This is a genomic window from Lysinibacillus sp. FSL M8-0216 (genome assembly GCF_038595555.1).
GTDB lineage: Bacteria > Bacillota > Bacilli > Bacillales_A > Planococcaceae > Lysinibacillus > Lysinibacillus fusiformis.
Map to the genome: position 1 here is coordinate 1821587 of NZ_CP152007.1, position 20976 is coordinate 1842562.

General features: G+C 39.1%; 20 protein-coding genes. 16 read left to right on the forward strand and 4 right to left on the reverse strand.

From position 1 onward, the window contains the following. Positions 1-5 precede the first annotated feature (5 nt). The gene (locus tag MKX57_RS08575; RefSeq protein WP_008175645.1) at positions 6-1400 is read right to left on the reverse strand and encodes an alanine/glycine:cation symporter family protein; all 1395 of its coding nucleotides are present in this window, start codon (positions 1398-1400) and stop codon (positions 6-8) included. Positions 1401-1585: 185 nt separating this feature from the next. Between MKX57_RS08575 and MKX57_RS08580 the strand changes: the two genes are divergently transcribed. The 14 genes from MKX57_RS08580 (at position 1586) to MKX57_RS08645 (ending at position 14671) form a co-directional block, all read left to right on the forward strand. Further along, positions 1586-2284 carry an aspartate/glutamate racemase family protein gene (locus tag MKX57_RS08580; RefSeq protein WP_008175646.1) on the forward strand — a complete coding sequence of 233 codons (699 nt, stop codon included), beginning with the start codon at positions 1586-1588 and terminating at the stop codon, positions 2282-2284. Between the two features lies 1 nt (position 2285). Next, positions 2286-3344, forward strand: coding sequence for a P1 family peptidase (locus tag MKX57_RS08585; RefSeq protein WP_089984962.1), 1059 nt, complete (start codon positions 2286-2288; stop codon positions 3342-3344). Positions 3345-3795: 451 nt separating this feature from the next. Then, positions 3796-4362 carry a M15 family metallopeptidase gene (locus MKX57_RS08590; RefSeq protein WP_338061743.1) on the forward strand — a complete coding sequence of 189 codons (567 nt, stop codon included), beginning with the start codon at positions 3796-3798 and terminating at the stop codon, positions 4360-4362. Beyond that, positions 4359-5153 carry a M55 family metallopeptidase gene (locus MKX57_RS08595; RefSeq protein WP_089984958.1) on the forward strand — a complete coding sequence of 265 codons (795 nt, stop codon included), beginning with the start codon at positions 4359-4361 and terminating at the stop codon, positions 5151-5153. The genes MKX57_RS08590 and MKX57_RS08595 overlap by 4 nt, the downstream gene beginning before the upstream one ends. 202 nt (positions 5154-5355) lie before the next feature. Continuing rightward, positions 5356-7179, forward strand: coding sequence for a peptide ABC transporter substrate-binding protein (locus tag MKX57_RS08600; RefSeq protein WP_089984956.1), 1824 nt, complete (start codon positions 5356-5358; stop codon positions 7177-7179). A gap of 83 nt (positions 7180-7262) precedes the next feature. Further along, the gene (locus MKX57_RS08605) at positions 7263-8207 is read left to right on the forward strand and encodes an ABC transporter permease (RefSeq protein WP_036125095.1); all 945 of its coding nucleotides are present in this window, start codon (positions 7263-7265) and stop codon (positions 8205-8207) included. Then, positions 8207-9181, forward strand: coding sequence for an ABC transporter permease (locus MKX57_RS08610; protein ID WP_008175658.1), 975 nt, complete (start codon positions 8207-8209; stop codon positions 9179-9181). The genes MKX57_RS08605 and MKX57_RS08610 overlap by 1 nt, the downstream gene beginning before the upstream one ends. After that, positions 9174-10247 (forward strand): ABC transporter ATP-binding protein, encoded by a 1074-nt coding sequence (locus tag MKX57_RS08615; RefSeq protein WP_008175660.1) that lies wholly within the window; start codon positions 9174-9176, stop codon positions 10245-10247. The genes MKX57_RS08610 and MKX57_RS08615 overlap by 8 nt, the downstream gene beginning before the upstream one ends. Then, the gene (locus tag MKX57_RS08620) at positions 10234-11187 is read left to right on the forward strand and encodes an ATP-binding cassette domain-containing protein (RefSeq protein ID WP_342532553.1); all 954 of its coding nucleotides are present in this window, start codon (positions 10234-10236) and stop codon (positions 11185-11187) included. The genes MKX57_RS08615 and MKX57_RS08620 overlap by 14 nt, the downstream gene beginning before the upstream one ends. Further along, complete coding sequence (locus tag MKX57_RS08625; protein WP_008175664.1) at positions 11184-12116, forward strand: LD-carboxypeptidase; 933 nt, start codon at positions 11184-11186, stop codon at positions 12114-12116. The genes MKX57_RS08620 and MKX57_RS08625 overlap by 4 nt, the downstream gene beginning before the upstream one ends. A 7-nt stretch (positions 12117-12123) precedes the next feature. Further along, a complete protein-coding gene (locus MKX57_RS08630; RefSeq protein ID WP_342550908.1) occupies positions 12124-12909 on the forward strand; it encodes a serine hydrolase in 786 nt (261 codons plus the stop codon). Then, complete coding sequence (locus MKX57_RS08635; protein ID WP_089984952.1) at positions 12906-13736, forward strand: SH3 domain-containing C40 family peptidase; 831 nt, start codon at positions 12906-12908, stop codon at positions 13734-13736. Before MKX57_RS08630 ends, MKX57_RS08635 begins: the two co-directional genes overlap by 4 nt. Positions 13737-13833: 97 nt before the next feature. Then, positions 13834-14220 (forward strand): hypothetical protein, encoded by a 387-nt coding sequence (locus tag MKX57_RS08640; RefSeq protein ID WP_089984950.1) that lies wholly within the window; start codon positions 13834-13836, stop codon positions 14218-14220. Positions 14221-14338: 118 nt separating this feature from the next. After that, positions 14339-14671: a histidine kinase gene (locus tag MKX57_RS08645; RefSeq protein WP_171365434.1), complete on the forward strand. Its 333-nt coding sequence runs from the start codon at positions 14339-14341 to the stop codon at positions 14669-14671. Between the two features lie 639 nt (positions 14672-15310). Here the strand turns inward: MKX57_RS08645 and MKX57_RS08650 are convergent. The 3 genes from MKX57_RS08650 to MKX57_RS08660 all read right to left on the reverse strand — a co-directional run bounded on the left by MKX57_RS08650 (position 15311) and on the right by MKX57_RS08660 (position 18173). Further along, positions 15311-15754 carry a hypothetical protein gene (locus tag MKX57_RS08650; protein WP_237068764.1) on the reverse strand — a complete coding sequence of 148 codons (444 nt, stop codon included), beginning with the start codon at positions 15752-15754 and terminating at the stop codon, positions 15311-15313. Between the two features lie 109 nt (positions 15755-15863). Further along, positions 15864-16649, reverse strand: coding sequence for a glucosaminidase domain-containing protein (locus tag MKX57_RS08655; RefSeq protein WP_342550909.1), 786 nt, complete (start codon positions 16647-16649; stop codon positions 15864-15866). A 129-nt stretch (positions 16650-16778) separates the two neighbouring features. Beyond that, positions 16779-18173, reverse strand: coding sequence for a hypothetical protein (locus MKX57_RS08660; RefSeq protein WP_090001845.1), 1395 nt, complete (start codon positions 18171-18173; stop codon positions 16779-16781). Between the two features lie 274 nt (positions 18174-18447). Between MKX57_RS08660 and MKX57_RS08665 the strand changes: the two genes are divergently transcribed. After that, positions 18448-19401 carry an ABC transporter ATP-binding protein gene (locus MKX57_RS08665; RefSeq protein ID WP_008175682.1) on the forward strand — a complete coding sequence of 318 codons (954 nt, stop codon included), beginning with the start codon at positions 18448-18450 and terminating at the stop codon, positions 19399-19401. Then, the gene (locus tag MKX57_RS08670) at positions 19394-20911 is read left to right on the forward strand and encodes an ABC transporter permease/substrate-binding protein (RefSeq protein ID WP_008175684.1); all 1518 of its coding nucleotides are present in this window, start codon (positions 19394-19396) and stop codon (positions 20909-20911) included. Before MKX57_RS08665 ends, MKX57_RS08670 begins: the two co-directional genes overlap by 8 nt. The last annotated feature ends 65 nt before the right edge of the window (positions 20912-20976 follow it).

A 20976-nucleotide genomic window follows, 5' to 3' on the forward strand; every position in this document is an offset into this window, starting at 1 on the left:
CTATTTTATCGATCTTCTTCCCAACAATCAGTATTTTTTAATGTCGGAATTGATTTGGCATAAAAGACAGGATTTTTACCTGCTTTGCGTTGGCCTGTAAAATCATCTAATACAAGGAAGGCAATTTTACCAAGAATCATGATGATAGCAATATTGATGAAAGCCATAAGCCCCATAAATAAATCTGCTAAATTCCATACAAGTTGAACTTGTGCTACAGAGCCGAACATAACCATGACTAGTACTAGTATGCGATACATAATCATCCAACCCTTATGGGCATTTATAAATTCGATATTAGATTCACCGTAGTAATAGTTACCGATGATCGAACTGAAAGCAAAGAAGATAATGGAAATGGCAATAAAATAAGGAGCCCAATCCCCAACATGTACAGCTAGGGAATTTTGCGTCAAAATAATACCATTACTTTCACCTTTATCATATAAACCAGCTAAAATAATGATAAAGGCTGTTGCTGTACAAATCATAATCGTATCGAAAAAGACACCTAAGCTTTGTACAAGCCCTTGCTTAGCAGGATGTGAGGTATTAGCAGTCGCCGCAGCATTTGGCACACTACCCATCCCAGCTTCATTTGAAAATAAACCACGACGTACCCCTTGCATAATAGCGACTCCAATTGCTCCACCAGCAGCTTCTTGTAGACCAAATGCATGTGTGAAAATTAATTTAAAAACATTTGGTATTTCTGATAAATTTGTCACCACAACAAAAAGGGCTACAAGTAAATAGAAGATGGCCATAACCGGTACAAGGACTTGCGTTACCTTGACAATTCTTTGTACACCACCAAAAATAATTAATGCTGTTAGTGCTACAAGTAAGCCTCCAATGAGCTTTGGACTTATATCAAATGCTTCCCCAACCGAAGTAGCAATTGTGTTAGACTGCACTGCATTAAATATAAATCCAAAACTTAGTGTTAATAGAATACTAAAAATGATACCTAGTTTTCTTTGACCTAACGCTTTTTCCATGTAATAGGCAGGTCCACCTCGGAACGTATCGCCATCCTTTACTTTATAGACCTGTGCTAAAGTACTTTCAATGAAGGCTGTTGCCATTCCTAATATAGCAATAATCCACATCCAAAATACTGCACCTGGTCCACCGACACCAATGGCTAAGGCAACACCTGTAATGTTCCCAGTGCCTACACGTGAAGCGGCACTAATCGTAAAGGCTTGGAATGGCGAAACCCCTGAGTCTCCCTCCCTTTTTTCGACAATCAGACGAAACATTTCAGGAAAAAGACGAATTTGTACAAATTTTGTACCAAATGAAAAATATAGTCCAGCAGCTAATAATAAGATAATCAGGATATATGTCCATAAAATATTATTTCCACTATCAACAATATTTGAAATCCATTCCATAAGTTATTCCTCCTTTCACAGTACGCTTTAGTCTACACTGTTTTTTTATGAAAAATCAACCTTTCTAATATAATAAATTATAATAAAGTTTTGAGTTTTCCTATAAGAGTGGTAAATTCCGAAAATTCTCTTATTTTTATTTTGCAAACGCGTATAATAATAGAATAAAGGAGGGAGATTGGAAGATGAAAACAATCGGATTGATTGGTGGGATGAGCTGGGAATCCTCAGCCGAATATTATAAGCTTCTAAATGAACAGATCAAACAAAAGCTTGGGGGCCTTCATTCTGCAACATGTATTTTGTATAGTGTTGATTTCCAGCAAATTGAGCATTTTCAAGCGAGGGGACAATGGGACAAAGCTGGCTTCGTGCTAGCTCAAGCCGCACAGTCACTTGAACAGGCAGGTGCAGATTTTATCGTTATTTGTACAAATACGATGCATAAGGTCGTAGCGGTTATTGAGGAGGCCATCACCATCCCTATTTTACATATTGCAGATGCCACAGCTAACCAAATAAAAGAGGCTGGACTACAAAAAATAGCGCTCCTTGGAACTATGTACACAATGGAACAGGAATTTTATAAGTCGAGGGTAGAGGGGTATGGAATAGAGGTTATTGTGCCAGATTACCACTCACGTATGGAAGTAAACCGGATCATTTATGAGGAATTATGTTTGGGGAGCATTGTACCAAATTCAAAGTCCTATTATATCCAAGTGATTAATGACCTTGTGCAGGCAGGAGCGCAAGGAGTAATTCTTGGCTGTACCGAAATTGGCTTACTTATACAACAGCAGGATATCGATGTTCCAGTATTTGATACAACGGCAATTCATGCACAGGCAGCTGTGTCAATGGCGATTCAGGAGGAAACGTAATATGCAGGGAAAGGTAAGACAATTCGGCATTGAAGTGGGTACATTACCGGTTGGGCAGAAAAATTGTATTACCGATGTTGCAGGGGTACGAGTAGGCCATGTCACATTGGATGAGTCATTAGATCATGAAGGTGGTTACGCCTGTACAGGAGTCACAGCTATTTTACCGCATGGGGAGAATTTATTTCAGCATAAAGTTACAGCGGCTAGCTATGTGTTAAATGGCTTCGGCAAAACAACTGGACTCGTACAGGTGAATGAGCTAGGTGTGATCGAATCACCGATAATGCTCACGAATACATTTGGGGTACCAGCAGTTACGCAGGGAACATTGCGATATATGCTCGACATGAATCAGGACATTGGGCATACGACTGGCACCATCAATCTAGTTGTGGGCGAATGCAATGATAGTTATTTAAATTCCATCCGAGCATGTTCAGTAACAGCTGAGCATGCGGTAGAAGCCATTCAAAATGCCTCTCCGAATACAGCACAGGAAGGAGCCATTGGTGCTGGAAAAGGGATGATGTGCTTTGGCTATAAAGGGGGAATTGGTTCCTCTTCTCGTATTGTCAAAGTCGATAAAAATGAAATTAGCTATACGGTGGGCTGCATGGTACTTAGTAATTTTGGTCATAGTTCGGAATTTTTAGCGGAACGTTATGTTGCTCCTGCAAACCAATGTGTCTCGACTCTAGCTCCTACAGATGGGTCGATTATGATAGTCCTTGCTACAGATGCTCCACTTAGCAGTCGTCAATTGAAGAGAGTCATTAAACGCTGTGGGATAGGTTTAGGTCGGACAGGTAGTCATTACTCACATGGCAGTGGAGACATTGTGATAGGCTTTACAACTGCACATAACATCCCGCATATGTCTGAACAGCTTGTAGAAACAAGAATACAGCTCCGTGAGGATCATCCCGTTATGAATCAGTTATTTGTAGCTGCGGCAGAGGCAACTGAGGAAGCCATTCTCAATTCACTAGCTCAGGCACAAACAACAATTGGTCGCAACGGACATCAAGTAGAAGCCTACTCATTTCAAAAGGCATAGCGAAAAGGTTATTGAGACATAGATAATGTTTCGATAACCTTTTTTTGCGTAAGTACATAAGATTCCACATTTTTTTAGCATGTGTGGGTCATGAGATGAATAAATTCTTAACTAGAGGATAAAGGAGATTTTTCGACGATTTTTTGCTGGATTATGAATCATTATAAGAAAATAGCCATTAATTTGTAATAATTGTATTTTTATCTAGTCAATAATAGAGAGATATGATACTATTCATTTTAAAAAACTGAATTATCTAATAATTAAACGGGGGTGTTCTAGTATTGTAAACCTCTTTCAACCGATTGGAACGGCTTCGAATGGAAACTCTCCTGAGAGCCCATCTGTTAGCGAAAGCCAAGAGCCTCTAATACAGATTACTGCTGCATATAAAAGAATTTTTATAGAACCTATCTACGATCAGCAAAAGATTCCTAATAGTTTACGAGCCATTTATGTACGTGCTGGTGTAGTTGAACGCTTGCAGCATGCTTTGACACTATTACCGAAGGAGTATAGCCTGCTCCTCTATGACGGCTATCGCCCATTCCAAGTTCAACAGTATTTATTTAACTATTTTTCACTGCAATTGGCGCGCATTATGCCTCACGCCACAGAACTAGAATTACGGCAGGCGACCAAAAAGTATGTCGCAATGCCAAGGGCAGATGCTGCTCATTTGGCACCCCATTTAACAGGTGGAGCTATTGATCTAACACTTGCTGATAGACAAGGGAAAGCTTTGGATCTCGGTTCAGCCTTTGATGAAATGAATGAAAAATCAGCTACACGCTATTTTGAACATAACCTAAACGAGAATCCAGAGGCTTGTCAACATCGACGTTTATTATACAACTGTATGACACAAGTAGGCTTTAGTAATTATGGAGAGGAATGGTGGCATTACGATTTCCATAATATGGCGTGGGCGAGACGAGTGCAAGCTAAAATAGCCTGTTATGGAGCCATTCAGGTAACGATACATGATCATGAAATAAAGGAGATTCGATATCAATGAAAGTTTATATTAGCGCCGATATAGAAGGCATTACGGGTACCACTACGTGGAGTGAGACAGAGTTAAATGCACCTGACTATCAATTTTTTCAAAAACAAATGACTCGAGAAGTAGAAGCGGCCATTGAAGGAGCTATAGCGGGTGGCGCAACAGAAATACTATTGAAGGATGCGCACGATTCAGCACGCAATCTCGATATTTCGAATTTACCTATCAACTGTAAGGTAATCCGTGGCTGGACCTACGATCCGATGTGTATGGTAGCAGGTCTCGATCAAAGCTTTGATCGTGCGATTTTTATTGGCTATCACAGTAAAGGGGGAAGCGAGCGTAATCCGCTATCCCATACGCTTTGCACGTATGCGGATGTCAAAATAAATGGTGAGTATGCGAGTGAATTTTTAATTAATACGTATGCAGCAGCATTACATGGTGTTCCTGTTTCATTTGTCAGTGGTGATGTTGGCTTGACCGAAGAAATTCATGCCGTTAATGAAAACATTGTGACCTTTGCGACCAAAGAAGGAATAGGGAATGCAACTATTAGTGTCAGCCCGAAGCTAACGATTATGGAAACCAAGCGACTGGTAGCTTCCTCGATGAAGGTGCCACGTCAACATATTCAGGTACCATTACCAAAACGCTTTATGGTAGAAATCATCTATCGAGATCATACACGTGCCTATCGTAATTCCTTTTATCCAAATGCCACATTTAAACCACATAATACAGTAGAATTCGTCACAGACGATTTTTATGAAGTATTACGTATTTTACAATTTTTAACTTGACTGTGTGGATGAGCTTTTGCTTAGAGTGTGTGTGCCAATAGGACACGCTGTTGTCATGTGGAATAAGTAATTTTGGATTCGTATATAGAGAGAGGGTCCATATAGAGGGACCTAGCTTATGTTTGAAAAATCCTATTGAAGGTCATGACATCGGTCCTTCCAATAGGATTTTCATTATAAAAAGATGACTAGGGGGATGCATGTGAGAAAATATTGGTGGCTTTTCGTATGTTTGGTCGTATTATTTTGTGTAGCCTGCAATGATGAAAAATCGGGTGAAAAAGGATCAGAATATCGTGTGGTATATTCAGGGGAAATTAAAACATTAAATTACTTAAAAACGTCTGAAACGAATGAGTTTGCGGTGGCGGCGAATATGGTAGATGGTCTTATTGAGTATGATAAATACGGGGTAGTCCAGCCGGGATTAGCGAAAGAATGGTCGGCAAATGAAGATGCAACCGTATGGACCTTCAAGTTACGTGATGATGCCAAATGGGTGACACATGAAGGGAAGGAATATGCGGATGTAGTTGCACAGGATTTTGTGGACGGCTTGCAGTATGTCCTTGATGCCAAAAATGAATCCTCGACAGCCTGGATTGCGACAGTTGTCAAAAATGGAGAGGCATTCTATAACGGTGAAATGACAGATTTCAAGCAGGTAGGCATAAAGGCGTTGGATGAACATACAGTAGAATATACTTTAGAAGCTTCGACACCTTATTTTCTTTCTATGTTAAACTACGTTTGTTTCTTCCCAGTGAATGGTAAGTTCATTGCAGAAAAAGGGGCTGACTTTGGAACAACACGTGAAAATTTCCTTTATAATGGCGCTTATATTTTAGATAAATTTGAGCCGCAAAATGAGCGTGTTCTTGTAAAAAACAATACGTATTGGGATCAAGACAAAGTACTGATTGATCGTATCCGCTATAAATATAATAAAGAAGCTGCAACGGTAGCACCCGAACTGTTTTTACGTGGAGAAATTGATTCCGCTAGTATTCCTACTTCCATTATTGATGAATGGTTTAAGGATGATAAGAAAAAATCTCAAGTTCGTCAAACACAAAATAACTTCTATACCTACTTCTACGCTCTCAACTTTAACCCACAATTTGACGCAGAATATGAACCAGATAACTGGAAGATCGCCGTCAACAACAAAGATTTCCGAAAATCAATATTCCATGCACTGGACCGTGTTTCCGCCATGTTAACGGTGGAGCCTTATAATCCAGCCGATTTGCTGAGCAACACGATTACCCCCAAAAACTTTGTAGATGTTGCAGGGGTAGATTACACACAATTAACGCCATTTGCAACTATTTCCAATGAGGATTCCTTTAATAAAGAACTAGCACTTGAATTCAAAGAAAAAGCAAAAGTGGCATTAGCGGGTAAAGCTACATTCCCTGTAAAAGTGTTATTGCCATATAATGCGGGTAGTCCAGACTGGGCAAATCGTTCCCAAGTAGTGGAGCAGCAAATTGAAAAATTACTGGGGACAGATTATGTCGACATTATTGTAGAGGCAGGTCCAGCGACAGGCTTTTTATCTGAGGTGCGTCGTCCTGGGAAATTTGCACTTTTAGAAGCTAACTGGGGGCCAGATTATGCAGATCCATCCACGTATACAGATCCATTTACAGTGGACGGTACTTATAATAAACCTGAATTAGCTGAGGGTTACACAGAAGCCAATGGAAAAACGACGTATCAAAACCTTGTGGATGAAGCAAAGGTAACGATTGATGTGGCAAAACGGTATGAGCTGTTTGCGAAGGCAGAGGCCTTTTTAATTGAAGAAGCCTTAGTGATTCCATATTCCGTTGGAGGTAGTGGCTATGTTGCATCCAAATTAAATCCTTTCGAGGCACAGTATTCACCATTTGGTGTAACTGCCGAGAAATTTAAAGGTCAGCAAGTATTGGAAAAGCCAATGAGTAATGATGAATTTAAGAAAGCGCTTGCTCAGTGGGAACAAGAGCGTGCTGACGCTTTAGCGAATGCTAAAAAGTAGTAGGGGATCGTAGATAAAAAAGGAGATACCGAAAGGAACAGTCGGCATCTCCTTTAGTCTTTTTGACATGGGAGGATGGCGCGATGTTGCAATATATAGGAAAACGACTCTTACAATCTGTGTTAACCCTTTTTATTATTATAACAATTGTTTTTTCATTATTACGATTAATGCCGGAGGAAGGATATTTAGGTGCGGCAGCCGATAAAATGTCACCTGCTCAGCAAGAAATTTATTTAACGAATTTAGGATTACGTGATCCATTGCTTATTCAGCTAGGAAACTTTTACACGAAATTATTACAAGGGGATCTCGGGAAATCGGTGACCTATCGTACAGATGTACCTGTTACAACGATTATTGCGGACAAAATTATGTATTCACTACTCTTTGGGTTAGGGGCCGTTGTCCTGTCACTCCTAATTGGTGTGCCGCTAGGTATTATGATGGCCTATCGTAAGGGGCGTTGGCTCGATCGACTTGGGACAGGCTATATAGTTTTTGTCGTTGCTGTACCTGCAGCCGTTTATTATTTAGTGATACAAATGTATATTACTGATCTCTTTCAATTACCGATGCTCTTTGATGAGTATAGACCGATTACATGGATTCTCCCACTAACTTCTATGGCGTTGGCTCCTACAGCCTCCTACGCGATGTGGATGAGGCGTTATATGGTGGACGAATTGAACAAGGACTATATTAAACTAGCGAGGGCTAAAGGAGTAAAGGAACGAACATTAATGTTCAAGCACGTTTTGCGAAATGCCTTTATCCCAATGGCGCAATATTTACCTGCAACCATTTTGTTCACCATTACAGGCTCCATTTATATCGAATCTTTGTATTCCATTCCAGGGATGGGGGGCTTACTCGTTGATGCGATTCAACGACAGGATAATACGATTGTTCAAGGCTTAGTGCTGGTGTTCTCCTCCCTTGGTATTATCGGACTTATTTTAGGGGATATTGCCATGGCACTTGTTGATCCTCGGATTAAACTCGGCAAAGGAGGGGGAGTACGTTAATGGGCATGTATTCGAATGAAATTCATAATATTTCTAATAAATCACGGGAAACATTGTTTGAATTTGCGGAAGTCGATGCGCGACAAGCAGAAGAAACAGGCCATTCTAATTACTCATATTGGCGTTCCACATGGCAATCCTTTTTGAAAAATAGACTAGCTGTTTTTTTATTAGTAGGCGTGCTTATTATTGTTGGCTTTACGATCCTTCAGCCGTATTTACCAGCACAAAAATCACCAACGGAAATTTACCTAGATGAGCAAACAGGGATGCAGGCACGTAATATTACCCCCAATGCTGAATTTTGGTTTGGTACAAACTCAATTGGGCAGGATTTATGGTCACGAATTTGGGCGGGGACAAGGACATCCTTATTTATTGGCTGTGTAGTCGCCTTAGTAGAAGCTGTGGTTGGGATTACAGTTGGTACACTATGGGGCTTTTCGCGAAAGCTAGAGGTACCTATTACACAGCTGTATAACGTTGTTGATAATATTCCAACAACCATTGTACTCATTTTAATGTCTTATATTTTGCGACCAAGTATATCAACGATTATTATCGCCATGTGTATAACGGGGTGGGTGGAAATGGCTAGGTTTATTCGCAATCAAATTGTTATTTTGCGGGACCGTGAATACAACCTAGCCTCTAAATGTTTAGGGACACCTGATTACCGTATTATTGTAAAAAATCTATTACCCTATTTAATTTCTGTCATTATGTTACGTATGAGTCTAGCTATTCCCTTTGCTATAGGGGCAGAAGTATTTTTAACGTATATTGGCTTAGGGCTACCAATTAGTGAACCGTCCTTAGGTAATTTAATCAATGAAGGGCGTGTGCTCATGATGTCGCCAGACTTACGATATCAGCTGATTTTCCCGAGTATTGTGTTAAGTGTCATTACTATTGCATTTTATATAATTGGTAATTCCTTTGCAGATGCAGCAGATCCAAAAAACCATGTATAAGGAGATGAAATCAGTGACATCTAAAAAATCACGCCTATTAGTTATCCAAAATCTAATTATTCAATTCACATTACGTGGTCGTGTTTTAACTGCAATTCGAGATATTTCTCTTGATTTATATAAAGGGGAAAGTCTAGCGATTGTTGGAGAATCTGGTTCGGGCAAATCTGTGCTAATGAAGTCTATTATGGGCTTGCTCGACAAAAATGGCAGCATTAAGCAGGGCAGAATCATTTACCAAGCACAGGATCTAGGACAATTTACGACAGAGCAAGAATGGCTCCATATACGAGGGAAGGAAATAGCCATGGTGACGCAGGACCCGATGACATCTTTAAATCCACTTAAAACGATTGGTAAGCAAATTGAGGAATGTGTGGTGTTGCATCAGGACTTAAAGGGGAAGGAGGCTTATGAAGAAACATTAAAACTACTTACAGATGTTGGAATACATGATGTGAAAAAACGCTATAAGCAATATCCTCATGAATTTTCAGGAGGTATGCGCCAACGTATTGTCATTGCGATTGCGATTGCCTGTAAGCCAAATATTTTAATATGTGATGAACCAACAACCGCTCTAGATGTAACGATACAGGCACAAATTTTACAGCTATTAAAAAATCTTCAACTTAAGTATGGCTTAACGATCGTCTATATTACGCATGATTTAGGTGTGGTCGCCAAGGTGGCTGACCGTATTGCGGTCATGTACGCGGGTGATGTAATTGAGGTTGGGAAAACTCATGAAATTTTCTTTAATAGTAAGCATCCATATACATGGGCCCTTATTTCCTCCCTGCCGCAGCTCGGCTCTAAGGGAGAAGCGTTGTATTCGATCAAAGGGTCGCCACCCAATCTTTTTCAGGAAATAAAGGGGGATGCCTTTGCGCCGCGCAATCAATATGCGCTGAAAATCGATTTTATCGAGCGCCCACCTTTTTTTCAGGTTAGTGACACGCATTATGCACGAACATGGTTATTAGATCCGCTTGCTCCAAAGGTAGAACCTCCTGCTGCCTTACAAGCTTTTTTTGCAGAGGGGAGGCAGTATGCTAGTGAGTGAAAAAGAAATAGTACTGGAAGTGAAAAATTTAACCGTTGATTTTGGTAAGGGGAAGCATAAATTTACGGCCATTGATGATGTCAGTTTTCATATTTTTAAAGGCGAAACATTTGGCTTAGTAGGTGAATCAGGATCAGGGAAAACAACGATTGGTCGTTCTATTATGCGCATCAACGAGGTCACCGAAGGACAAATTTTGTATCATGGCAAAACTATTCATGGGAAAATTCCAAAAGATTGGGATAGGGAAATTACACAGAAAATCCAAATGATTTTTCAGGACCCGATGGCGTCGCTCAATGAACGTGCCAAGGTTGATTATATAGTGGCGGAAGGATTATACCCTTCCAAAAAATATAAAGATGAAGCGGAACGGCAAGAAAAGGTACGCAAGGCATTAGTAAATGTTGGTCTACTTCCGGAATTTTCGAATCGATTTCCTCATGAGTTTTCAGGTGGTCAACGCCAGCGTATTGGCATTGCTCGTGCTTTAGTGATGGAGCCAGAATTTATTATTGCTGATGAGCCAATATCCGCCTTAGATGTATCCATTCGGGCACAGGTGTTGAATTTATTAGCTAATCTTCAACGAAAAAATCATTTAACCTTTTTATTAATTGCCCATGATCTATCCGTTGTCCGTTTTATCACGGATCGGACGGCCGTCATTTATCAAGGAAAAATTGTCGAGCTAGCTGAAACAGAACAGCTTTTCACCCGTCCGCTTCATCCGTATACGAGAGCTTTGTTATCAGCTGTACCGGAGCCAAATCCTTATAAGGAGCGAGAGAAAGTTGTTGAGATATATGATCCAGCACAACATCGTTATGCGGACAGTCCTCCGTCATTTGTGGAAATTGAGGATGGCCATTTTATTTTAGCTAATGAAGAAGAGCTAACGGTTTATCGTACTTCATTGAAACGGGAGGTAAATGAATGATTTGTCCAAAGGCATTGAAAAAAGGTGACACAATTGGTCTAATAAGTGCTTCAGGAGCTACTCCACCCGATAGATTACAGCCAGCTATAGCTAGTATTGAAAAGCTTGGGTTGAAGGTGGTTGTAGGAGAGACGTGTCACGCGCGACATGGTTATTTAGCAGGCACTGATGATCAGCGGGCAGCGGATGTTCATCGAATGTTTCAAGATCCAACGATTGACGGTATTTTTTGTGTTCGCGGTGGCTATGGGGCTACGAAAATTTTACCGCTTTTAGATTTTGAGGTAATTAAGGCGAATCCTAAAGTCTTTGTAGGCTATAGTGATGTGACTGCTCTACATATAGCCTTCAACCAGCTTAGTGGCTTTGTTACGTACCATACACCAATGCCATCGACTGAATTTATTAGGCAGGAGATGGACGATTACACATGGCAATCCTTCTGCCAGCAAATAATGGCGGTAGGGGTAGAGGAGTATGACTTAGAAAATCCTGTAGACCAACCAATGTCCAAGCTCGTAGCTGGTAGTGCTACAGGTACACTTATTGGGGGCAATTTAACATTAGTGACTGCATCACTTGGTACACCCTATGAAATTGATACAAAAGGAAAAATCCTATTTTTAGAAGATATTGATGAAAGTGAGCAACGAGTTGACCGGATGTTAACGCAATTAAAACTGGCGGGGAAATTAGATGACGTAGCAGGTATCTTATTGGGAGCATGGACAAATTGTGGACCTGAAAATCCACAAAAGCCCGAGCAAAGTTTATCGCTACAAACGATCTTCGAGGAAATTCTAGTGCCTTTTAACAAACCTATTATTTCAGGGATCACGTGTGGACATTGTTTACCAACGATGTCACTGCCTTTAGGAAGAACCATTACAATGGATGCAGATAATCACCGAATTCGTGTTGTTAGGTAGGTGTCTAATGGAGAATCAAATCCAAAATCTCATCCAAAAAACTCCCTATAAGGTACATCTCTTTGTTAAAGATCCAAAAACCGAGCAATTCCTATTTAGTCATCAACAAGAGGAGTCATTTTCTAGCGCTAGTATTATAAAAGTGCCGATTCTTCTAGCTGTTTTAGCGTATACCGGGAAACACAACATATCCCTTCATTCAGCCTTAACAATCACTCCTACTGATTGGGTAGATTTTAGTGTAATAAGTGAGCAACGTCTGACGCAAAGCACAGTTTACGAGCTACTAGTATGGATGATTATAACGAGTGACAATACAGCAACAAACGTCCTAATTGATGTAGTGGGAATGGATTTTTTAAATGATTATTTCCGTCAAATAGGCTTACAGGAAACGTTGCTACAGCGAAAAATGATGGATGTCGAGCGACTTGCAATGGGGATTGACAACTTTACGTCTGCACGGGACATGGCCCATCTTTTTACACGAATATATCAACAGGATTTACTAGCATCACCTTACAATGAGCTGGTCATCGACATTTTAAGTAGACAGCGCGTATATGAAGGCTTAAAGCGTTACCTCGTGGATGATGTAAAACTGGCCCATAAAACAGGTGGGCTTGACACAGTCGATCATGATGTAGGAATTGTCTACGGTAGCTCGTTTGATTATCTGATTGGTATTTTCATAACAAATGTAACGGATAATGATCTGGCTCGCCAATTGATTGGTCGTCTTTCAAAGGTTGTTTATGACCATATGATGGAGCAGAAGGAGGAACAGCAATGAAGTCTATCGTAACAGCCATGATTGCCAATTTGCATGCCAAGCCTGATGAAACTTCTGAATTAATAGATGAGGTACTTTATGGCATGACAGTAGATATTCTGACAGACTGTCATGAGGATTGGGTATATGTTCAAACTGCTTATCGTTATAAAGGATATTGTCAGAAGGCTGATTTGCTACTGGATGAAGAAACGGCTGCTAAATGGCACAGCGAAGCACAGCCTATCATTATTCAAAGCTTTGCAGATGTTTTACAGCAGCCTCGTATCCAAAGCACAAAGCTGATGACTCTTGTGAAAGGTTCTAGTATAGGCGTTGTTACGCAAGAGGACGTACCGGAAGAGTGGTCTGCTATACAATTAGTGTCGGGAAAAATAGGCTATGTTCGCACAAAATGGCTACAGGAAAAGCCATCTCAAACTCAAATAACCGAGCATTCCTTTCGAGAAAACGTAGTCCAAACAGCGCTAAGCTATTTAGCTACACCTTATCGCTGGGGTGGCAAATCACCATTAGGCATTGATTGCTCCGGTTTATGTTCAATGGCCTATATGTTAAATGGGGTTACTATTTTTCGGGATGCTAAAATGGTAGAGGGCTTTCCTATTGTGAAAATAGAAAAAGAGGATAGGCAAAAAGGTGATTTGCTCTATTTCCCAGGCCATATCGCTTTATATATGGGCGATAATCTATATGTCCATTCTTCACTTGGTGGTAATGAAGTGACCATTAATAGCTTAGATAAACAGCATGCACTCTATCGCCATGATTTAGCCACAACCCTAACAGAAGTAGGTTCTTTATTTCCGGAGAAGCCAAATCGATAGGCTTCTCTTTTTGACTTCAATAAAGCAGCTATACTAAACTCAAAGGACAAATGGGGAGTGGGTGGTGTTGATTTACTAAAGGAGCATTATTAAGAGCATGTATGCTAATCGTGGAGGCACTTTCTATGGTATGAGTGTAAATGGTGTGCGTTCAGGTCTAGAAAATGAAGCGATTGCAAGAGGATATTCAGCTTCATCAAGTAGTTTTAATAATTTTTTCTCATATAAGACTGAAATAGATAATAATAGACCGCTTGCAGTAAAATTTGATAAATACTTTACTCTTTTTGAACCTAATGCAGATTATGCATATGATTATCACTGGACACCTGGACTTGGATATATCTACGCTTCCACAGGTACAATGTTAAGAGTTCAAACGTTAGCTCCTAACAGTACTATACGTGATATAAACTATAACGTTAACTCTGCAATTATATCGATGGTGAGTTTTTCAATTAATAATTTAATTGTATTATTATAAATTTTCTTTATTGTTAAATTGGTAGGTAAAGACACTAAAATCGAATTTTTATAGTTTGAAAAATTGTAATTATTAATAAATATAGTCTTGATACTTGATAGGGCGGAAGGAGAGGGAAATGAAAAAAATAATTATCTTTAATTTATTATTTTGTATAGTAGTTATGTTTGTTAATTACAATTATTTTAATTCTAAATCTCGAAACGCTATCGTATACAACTATGTGGAAAACTATATTGAGACTAACTATGGCATTGCTAGAGAAAATTTAAAATCTGAAGAAATCGATTACTTGAGAGGAATGGGTTTGTTTGAAATAGAAGTTAAAGATATAGAAACTAAAAATTATTACTTTTTCGAAGTGGATATTAACGATGACTATTCATTATATTATATAAAAGATCTTACTGAGCTTCATCGTAAAAATCATCCTAAAAATCAAGCTAATTAAAGAAAGTTTATATCAACCGGTATCAGCAATATTTTGAGATAGATATAAAGGCATACCACAATATATTCCGACTTATAAAGCATTCTTGAGAGAGTGCTTTTTTATTATGTTTAAAATTAACTGAATCAATTTCATAAATCATCATTTTCAAAATTTCAAAAGGCTACTAAACCGATACCTGCGTTTTAAGAGAGGGAAAGGGATAGGTATTTGTTGAAGATTAGATCACAGAAAATGCTCAAACTTTTTTATAAAAATGAAACAATACTTCACAGAGGAAGAATCCGTTTTGATCAAACTTTTTTCAAAAGGGATTCTTCTTAATTTAACAGAAAATAAGGGTTTTCGAGGTATTTTTGCTCAAACTTTATTTCAAAGCAACAGTTGGGGCAAGTTTAACAACAATTATTACGTTTCGTTTTAAGAGAAGAATTAGCACTCGTCAATTACCGGCTTGAAGGATAAACAAGCAGAATTTCAAAAAATATGTCGAGAGGAATTTTGGGTCAATGTACGGAAAAAAACGCGCTTCAAGTAAAGAATCATACAGGGGCGTTAGGATACGCGTGTGTTTGAAATAGAAACCGTCATACACCAGCTAATCATTTCAGTCCATATTTATTGTCTTGCTTTATGAGGTCAAATCCTATAAAGCTTTTTTTTATGGTCATTATTTTGGATGGTTTGCCAAAATAAGTAAACGACAAACGTACAGATATTGATGATAAATAATGCGACCAGCTGCCATAACCCGATTAAAAAAGTGACCATGTATAAATCAAAGGCTGCTTCACCGAGAGGCATATGTGGGAAGGGCGTTAATTGACTATAATGCCACACGAAATAACAGGCTAATGCAGTACCTTGTCCTACATAAATAAAGATCCAATGGATATAAAATGATATTTTTAATCGCCAGCAACAAAGGAACAGGTTCAAGACAATAATGAATAGTGGGAACAGGAATATTTGAAACAAACTTTCAGCTATTTGAGTCATAAATAATAAATTATAGCTAAGCTGAATGATTGGCAATAGTACTAGATTGATGATGATCAGGCTGAGCAGTTGTGTACGAGTCACTATATTCCTATCCTTTCCTTGCCTCATTTTTACATAAGGACGTTTGAAAAAAAGAATGGTTTCGCACAAAAAATCTCCACGCACAATTTTTGAGCATGGAGATTTTCGACTAATAGTGATAAATATTTAATTGCATACCAGCCTCAAGTCGATCTGACCGCAACTGATTCCACTGTTTAATAGAAGTCACGTTGACATTATAGACCTCGGCGATATCTACTATAGAGTCACCATCCGTGACCGTTATCGTTTTCTTATTCTTTACGGGGCTGTCATATTGTTGTAGGTCGTATTGAGCGATAAGTGAATTTAATTTTTCGTTATATTTTGAATCAGTGGCATAGGAGCCTGTTAAAAACTTTGTCGCATCTGAATAGGATTTGGTGTTACTTTTGAAAACACCTGCATAAAATTCCTTGTTCCACGAAACACCATTGCGCATTAGCTTTACATAGTCCTGCATAGAAGCCTCATAGGAAGGGTATTTGCGGAAATCAGCCATAATGGTCGACAAATTACCTGATCCATCATCCTCTGACGTTTCGAGTTTTACGGAATTATTTTGATAGCTGCCTTTCATGCCAAACAGATTATAGTTGGGGGCAGAGCCAAGACCACTTTGTCCGCTCTCGCTTTCTAGAATAGCTTGTGCAATCATCACGGATGCATATAAGTCATTATTGGCACCAAGATTTCGTGCAGTTTCAGCGATTTCGCCGATAAATTCTTCCGCACTCGGGCGATCATCAATGACGACAGGCTCTTCTTTTTCTGTCGTATTAAACAACTGTGTCACCATAAAAAATGAAATACAAATAACAACGACAGCAATCATAAGTCCTTTTAAAAAATTAATTACGTATTTCATGGTAGGCTTGATGTTGGTAGTGACCACATCTCCCTCCCTTCTATTAAAAGATTAGCTATCTCTTATTATGACAAAGAGTGAAAGAGAAATAAAGAGCTGTATATATAAATAGCTTGTATCATTAATAGAACGTTGCGAACGTTAAATAGTTCCATGTCATTCCGCTAAAATGTCTATCTTAAAATTTTGAGACATAAATTGTTTAAATCTCTCAAAATATTGTTCGGAAGCCTCCCAGCGTCTAGTATTTAAAAAAGCTATCTCGTGGCGACCAAAATGGTTAGGTGGTTGGTAGTGTCGAGAAACATAGGATGGATTTTCTAATGAATAAAAATAATACGCTTCATCAGGCGTCTTAATTTCAATACGAGCATGAATAAAATCACCATCTTCATCCGTATAGGCCTGACGAAAACTATAATATTTAGAACCGTCCCAGAAACCATCGTCATCCTCGTCAAGCCCTTGAATTTCTGGATGTTGTAAAATTCGTTCTACATATTGTACCTCGATTTTAGGCACATAAAGGGTAGCGACATTTACACAAGTTAATAACATAATCCAGTGATCCTGAATATCCACTAAATGCTCCTGAGGTAAATCCGTAATGTCCCACCATTCATCTCCTTCATCGAATGATTTTCTCAATAGGGAGACGGTTTGATCTTCATTGAGCCAAATAAAATAATGATACTGGGAGGTTTTCATATAAATGCTATCATTCGTCTTGTCTCCGTCATCATCGATATGCGCTCGCTGAACAGTGAAATGCACACCATGTTCCTCAAGGTCAAAATAAGGCTTGTCTCCAGTCATCAAAATACACTTTGTTAGCTTTAGTATATTTTCCACATCGATGTGATGGTCCGTAAAATATACATGAGTTGCCTTCTTGATGTGGGGGATTTCCTGTAAATTAGTCAGTGCGGAGCGTCCTTCTTTAAGGATACTCACCAATGTGACGAATGAAAATTCAATCTCTTCTTCATCGTCATCCATATCATAAAAAACCTCGTCAATTAACACATCTTGTATACGGATAGGGAGTTCCTGAAAAACGCCATCTCCGTGCCAAATGTTGACGATACATTGCAGTGACTTCTGTCCATGAACGTTAAAGCGATACTCATCGTCTTGAACTAATACGTTTGCCTGAAGATGACCATTGACAATCGTTTCCCCATGATTATAGGAGCCACACAAAATATCCTCTACTGTCAGATGTCCGTGAACATAGATTTCCTGACCACCTACAGCTATATTTTTAGCTGTCAAATTGCCCATTACCATCAGTCCTATTGCACCATCCGTTTCTGCATTGTATAAATGATCTACCGTCAAATGACCATCAATAAAAATAATGATCACATTGTCTTGCTGTGGGAAAGGAATGTCCCAATCCAAATCAAGAAAAGGAAGCTTCAAATCTCCCTCATAGTACGCAACAAGGTCGTTCTCACTAAAATCCGTGTAATGGCTTGCCCACCAAGAGTTTTCGGGAAACTTATCAGCAAGTTTGTTAATAGGTATAAATTGAAAGACATTCTTCATAGTTCACTACCTCCCAATTGCCGTTTTTTTTATCTTCTCATACGGAGGAATTAACAGTCAATTTAGTAGATTGGTAGAGTTATGTGCAATTGGGAATAAAATGCTATGATAAATCTTAAAGAGGTTTTATGACCATTGTTACCAATTGCTGAGAAGTTGGAGGTGAGGTGAACCAACTAGCTTTCGAAAAGATGTTTGGAAGGGCTATTATTTGTGAAATATATAGACGAATATGAATTTACTATGTCATTAGCGAATTATAAGGAGCTGGCAGATGATAACATTTGATAATGTCTCAAAAATGTATAGTAACGACCATGTGGCTGTCAAAGCCCTCAATGTGGAGATTAAAAAAGGTGAATTCTTTGTTATTATCGGCCCGAGTGGATGTGGCAAAACTACTTTATTGAAGATGATTAACCGATTAATTCCATTGACGGAAGGCACTATTTGGATAAATGGAAAAAGAGTTAGTGATTATAATATTCACGAGTTACGCTGGAGTATTGGCTATGTGTTACAACAAATTGCTCTTTTTCCGCATATGACCATTGAAGAGAATATTGCGATTGTTCCAGAATTAAAAAAATGGAGTAAAACAAAAATTCAAAAGCGAGTAGAAGAGCTTTTGGAATTGGTAGGGCTTGAGCCTGAAAAGTATCGTCAGCGTAAGCCAAAGGAGTTATCTGGAGGGGAGCAGCAAAGAGTGGGCGTTCTTCGGGCATTGGCGGCTGATCCAGAAATTATTTTGATGGATGAACCTTTCAGTGCATTAGATCCCATTAGTCGTACGAAGTTACAGGATGATCTACTGGATATGCAGCGTAAGATTCAAAAAACCATCGTCTTTGTCTCGCATGATATGCAGGAGGCATTGAAGCTAGGTGATCGACTATGTGTCATGAAAGATGGAGAAATTGTTCAAGTTGGATCTCCTCAGGAAATTGTAGAAAATCCAGTGAATGATTTTGTCCAACAATTTATAGGGGTAAATCCAGTTCACAATAGGTTTGATATTCGGACGGTTATGCAACCAATCGTAAGTGTTGGTGAGCTAGGGGATACTATTGCTATCAATGAGCCGATCACAACGATTCTTGAAAAACTGACAGAGCATAGCGTTCTTGGCGTGGAAGAGGATGGAGAGATAATTGGTATGGTGACTCGAACAACTATACTGCAATATGTAGCAAAGGATTTCCAGGAAAGAGGTCGAGGCCATGACTAATTTTGTAGCAATGTTTCAGGAACGAAAGGGACAGCTTCTGTCAGCCTTACTCGAACACATACAAATCTCCTTCATAGCTCTATTTTTTGCTATCATTATTGCCATTCCTCTAGGTATCTATTTAACCAATAAAAAGAAAATAGCAGAAACGATAATTGGTATGAGTGCCGTGCTACAAACGATTCCATCTTTAGCGTTACTTGGGTTATTAATTCCATTATTCGGGATTGGGAAAGTTCCTGCCATCATTGCCTTAGTGGTCTATGCACTGTTACCGATTCTCCGAAATACTTATACAGGCATTAAGGAAGTGGACCCTTCATTGAAGGAGGCAGCTTTGGCAATGGGCATGAACACGCCTAAACGTTTATTGAAGGTTGAATTGCCTCTTGCTTTGCCTGTCATCATGGCTGGTATTCGAACAGCGATGGTGTTAATTGTTGGAACAGCCACATTAGCTGCTTTAATTGGAGCAGGTGGTTTAGGGGATATTATTTTACTAGGCATTGATCGTAATAATACCGCACTCATTATTTTAGGGGCTGTGCCCGCTGCGATATTAGCATTGATCTTCGATGTTTTACTGAAAAAGCTTGAATCGCTATCATTCAGAAAAACAGTAATAACTGTAAGTATCGTCAGTATTGCGGCTTTGATGATGATCTGCCTTCCGCTTCTCAATAACAAAGACCAAGATGAAATTGTTATCGCTGGAAAACTCGGAGCGGAGCCTGAAATTCTCATCAATATGTATAAGTTATTAATTGAGCAGGATACAGACTTAACGGTGCAATTAAAGCCAGGACTTGGAAAAACTTCATTTGTATTTAATGCGTTGAAGTCTGGCAGTATTGATGTATACCCAGAATTTACAGGCACAGCCATCTCGGAGTTTTTAAAGCAGGAAGCCATTAATAACAGTGAGGCAGATGTCTATCAGCAGGCGAAAGATGGGATGCTAAAGCAATTTGATATGGTTATGCTTAGCCCAATGAACTATAACAATACGTATGCGTTAGCAGTATCGGAGGATTTGGCTGAAACGTATCAGCTCCAAACTATTTCGGACCTTAAATCGATAGAACAAGCTGTTAAGGCAGGGTTTACATTAGAATTTAATGATCGTGAAGATGGCTATGTTGGTATTCAAAAGCGCTATGATATTGCGTTTCCCTCTATTGCAACTATGGAGCCTAAGCTACGCTATCAAGCGATTGAATCGGGAGATATCAACCTACTCGATGCTTATTCAACGGATAGTGAAATTCGTCAATATAAGCTCCACGTATTAGAGGATGATCAAGCGCTGTTCCCCCCTTATCAAGGAGCTCCGTTATTACGGCAAGAAACACTGATCAAGTATCCAGAGATTGAAACATCTTTAAATAAACTGGCTGATCAAATTTCAGATGATGAAATGCGAGAAATGAATTATCAAGTGAATGTAGAAGGAAAGCTAGCAGCAGAAGTAGCCAATGAGTATCTAGTAAATGCCGGCTTACTGAAATAAACGATAGGACCCTCGAGCATTAGTATGCAAGAGGGTTTTATTTCTATCATAAATAATTTAATGAT

Bases quoted from the DNA above. Each gene is read 5' to 3' on its own strand.
- MKX57_RS08615 (WP_008175660.1), top strand. From the start codon at position 9,174: ATGTATAAGGAGATGAAATCAGTGACATCTAAAAAATCACGCCTATTA.
- MKX57_RS08670 (WP_008175684.1), top strand. From the start codon at position 19,394: ATGACTAATTTTGTAGCAATGTTTCAGGAACGAAAGGGACAGCTTCTG.
- MKX57_RS08605 (WP_036125095.1), top strand. From the start codon at position 7,263: ATGTTGCAATATATAGGAAAACGACTCTTACAATCTGTGTTAACCCTT.
- MKX57_RS08595 (WP_089984958.1), top strand. From the start codon at position 4,359: ATGAAAGTTTATATTAGCGCCGATATAGAAGGCATTACGGGTACCACT.
- MKX57_RS08665 (WP_008175682.1), top strand. From the start codon at position 18,448: ATGATAACATTTGATAATGTCTCAAAAATGTATAGTAACGACCATGTG.
- MKX57_RS08625 (WP_008175664.1), top strand. From the start codon at position 11,184: ATGATTTGTCCAAAGGCATTGAAAAAAGGTGACACAATTGGTCTAATA.
- MKX57_RS08645 (WP_171365434.1), top strand. From the start codon at position 14,339: ATGAAAAAAATAATTATCTTTAATTTATTATTTTGTATAGTAGTTATG.
- MKX57_RS08660 (WP_090001845.1), bottom strand. From the start codon at position 18,173: ATGAAGAATGTCTTTCAATTTATACCTATTAACAAACTTGCTGATAAG.
- MKX57_RS08585 (WP_089984962.1), top strand. From the start codon at position 2,286: ATGCAGGGAAAGGTAAGACAATTCGGCATTGAAGTGGGTACATTACCG.
- MKX57_RS08610 (WP_008175658.1), top strand. From the start codon at position 8,207: ATGGGCATGTATTCGAATGAAATTCATAATATTTCTAATAAATCACGG.
- MKX57_RS08630 (WP_342550908.1), top strand. From the start codon at position 12,124: ATGGAGAATCAAATCCAAAATCTCATCCAAAAAACTCCCTATAAGGTA.
- MKX57_RS08580 (WP_008175646.1), top strand. From the start codon at position 1,586: ATGAAAACAATCGGATTGATTGGTGGGATGAGCTGGGAATCCTCAGCC.
- MKX57_RS08620 (WP_342532553.1), top strand. From the start codon at position 10,234: ATGCTAGTGAGTGAAAAAGAAATAGTACTGGAAGTGAAAAATTTAACC.
- MKX57_RS08635 (WP_089984952.1), top strand. From the start codon at position 12,906: ATGAAGTCTATCGTAACAGCCATGATTGCCAATTTGCATGCCAAGCCT.
- MKX57_RS08575 (WP_008175645.1), bottom strand. From the start codon at position 1,400: ATGGAATGGATTTCAAATATTGTTGATAGTGGAAATAATATTTTATGG.
- MKX57_RS08640 (WP_089984950.1), top strand. From the start codon at position 13,834: ATGTATGCTAATCGTGGAGGCACTTTCTATGGTATGAGTGTAAATGGT.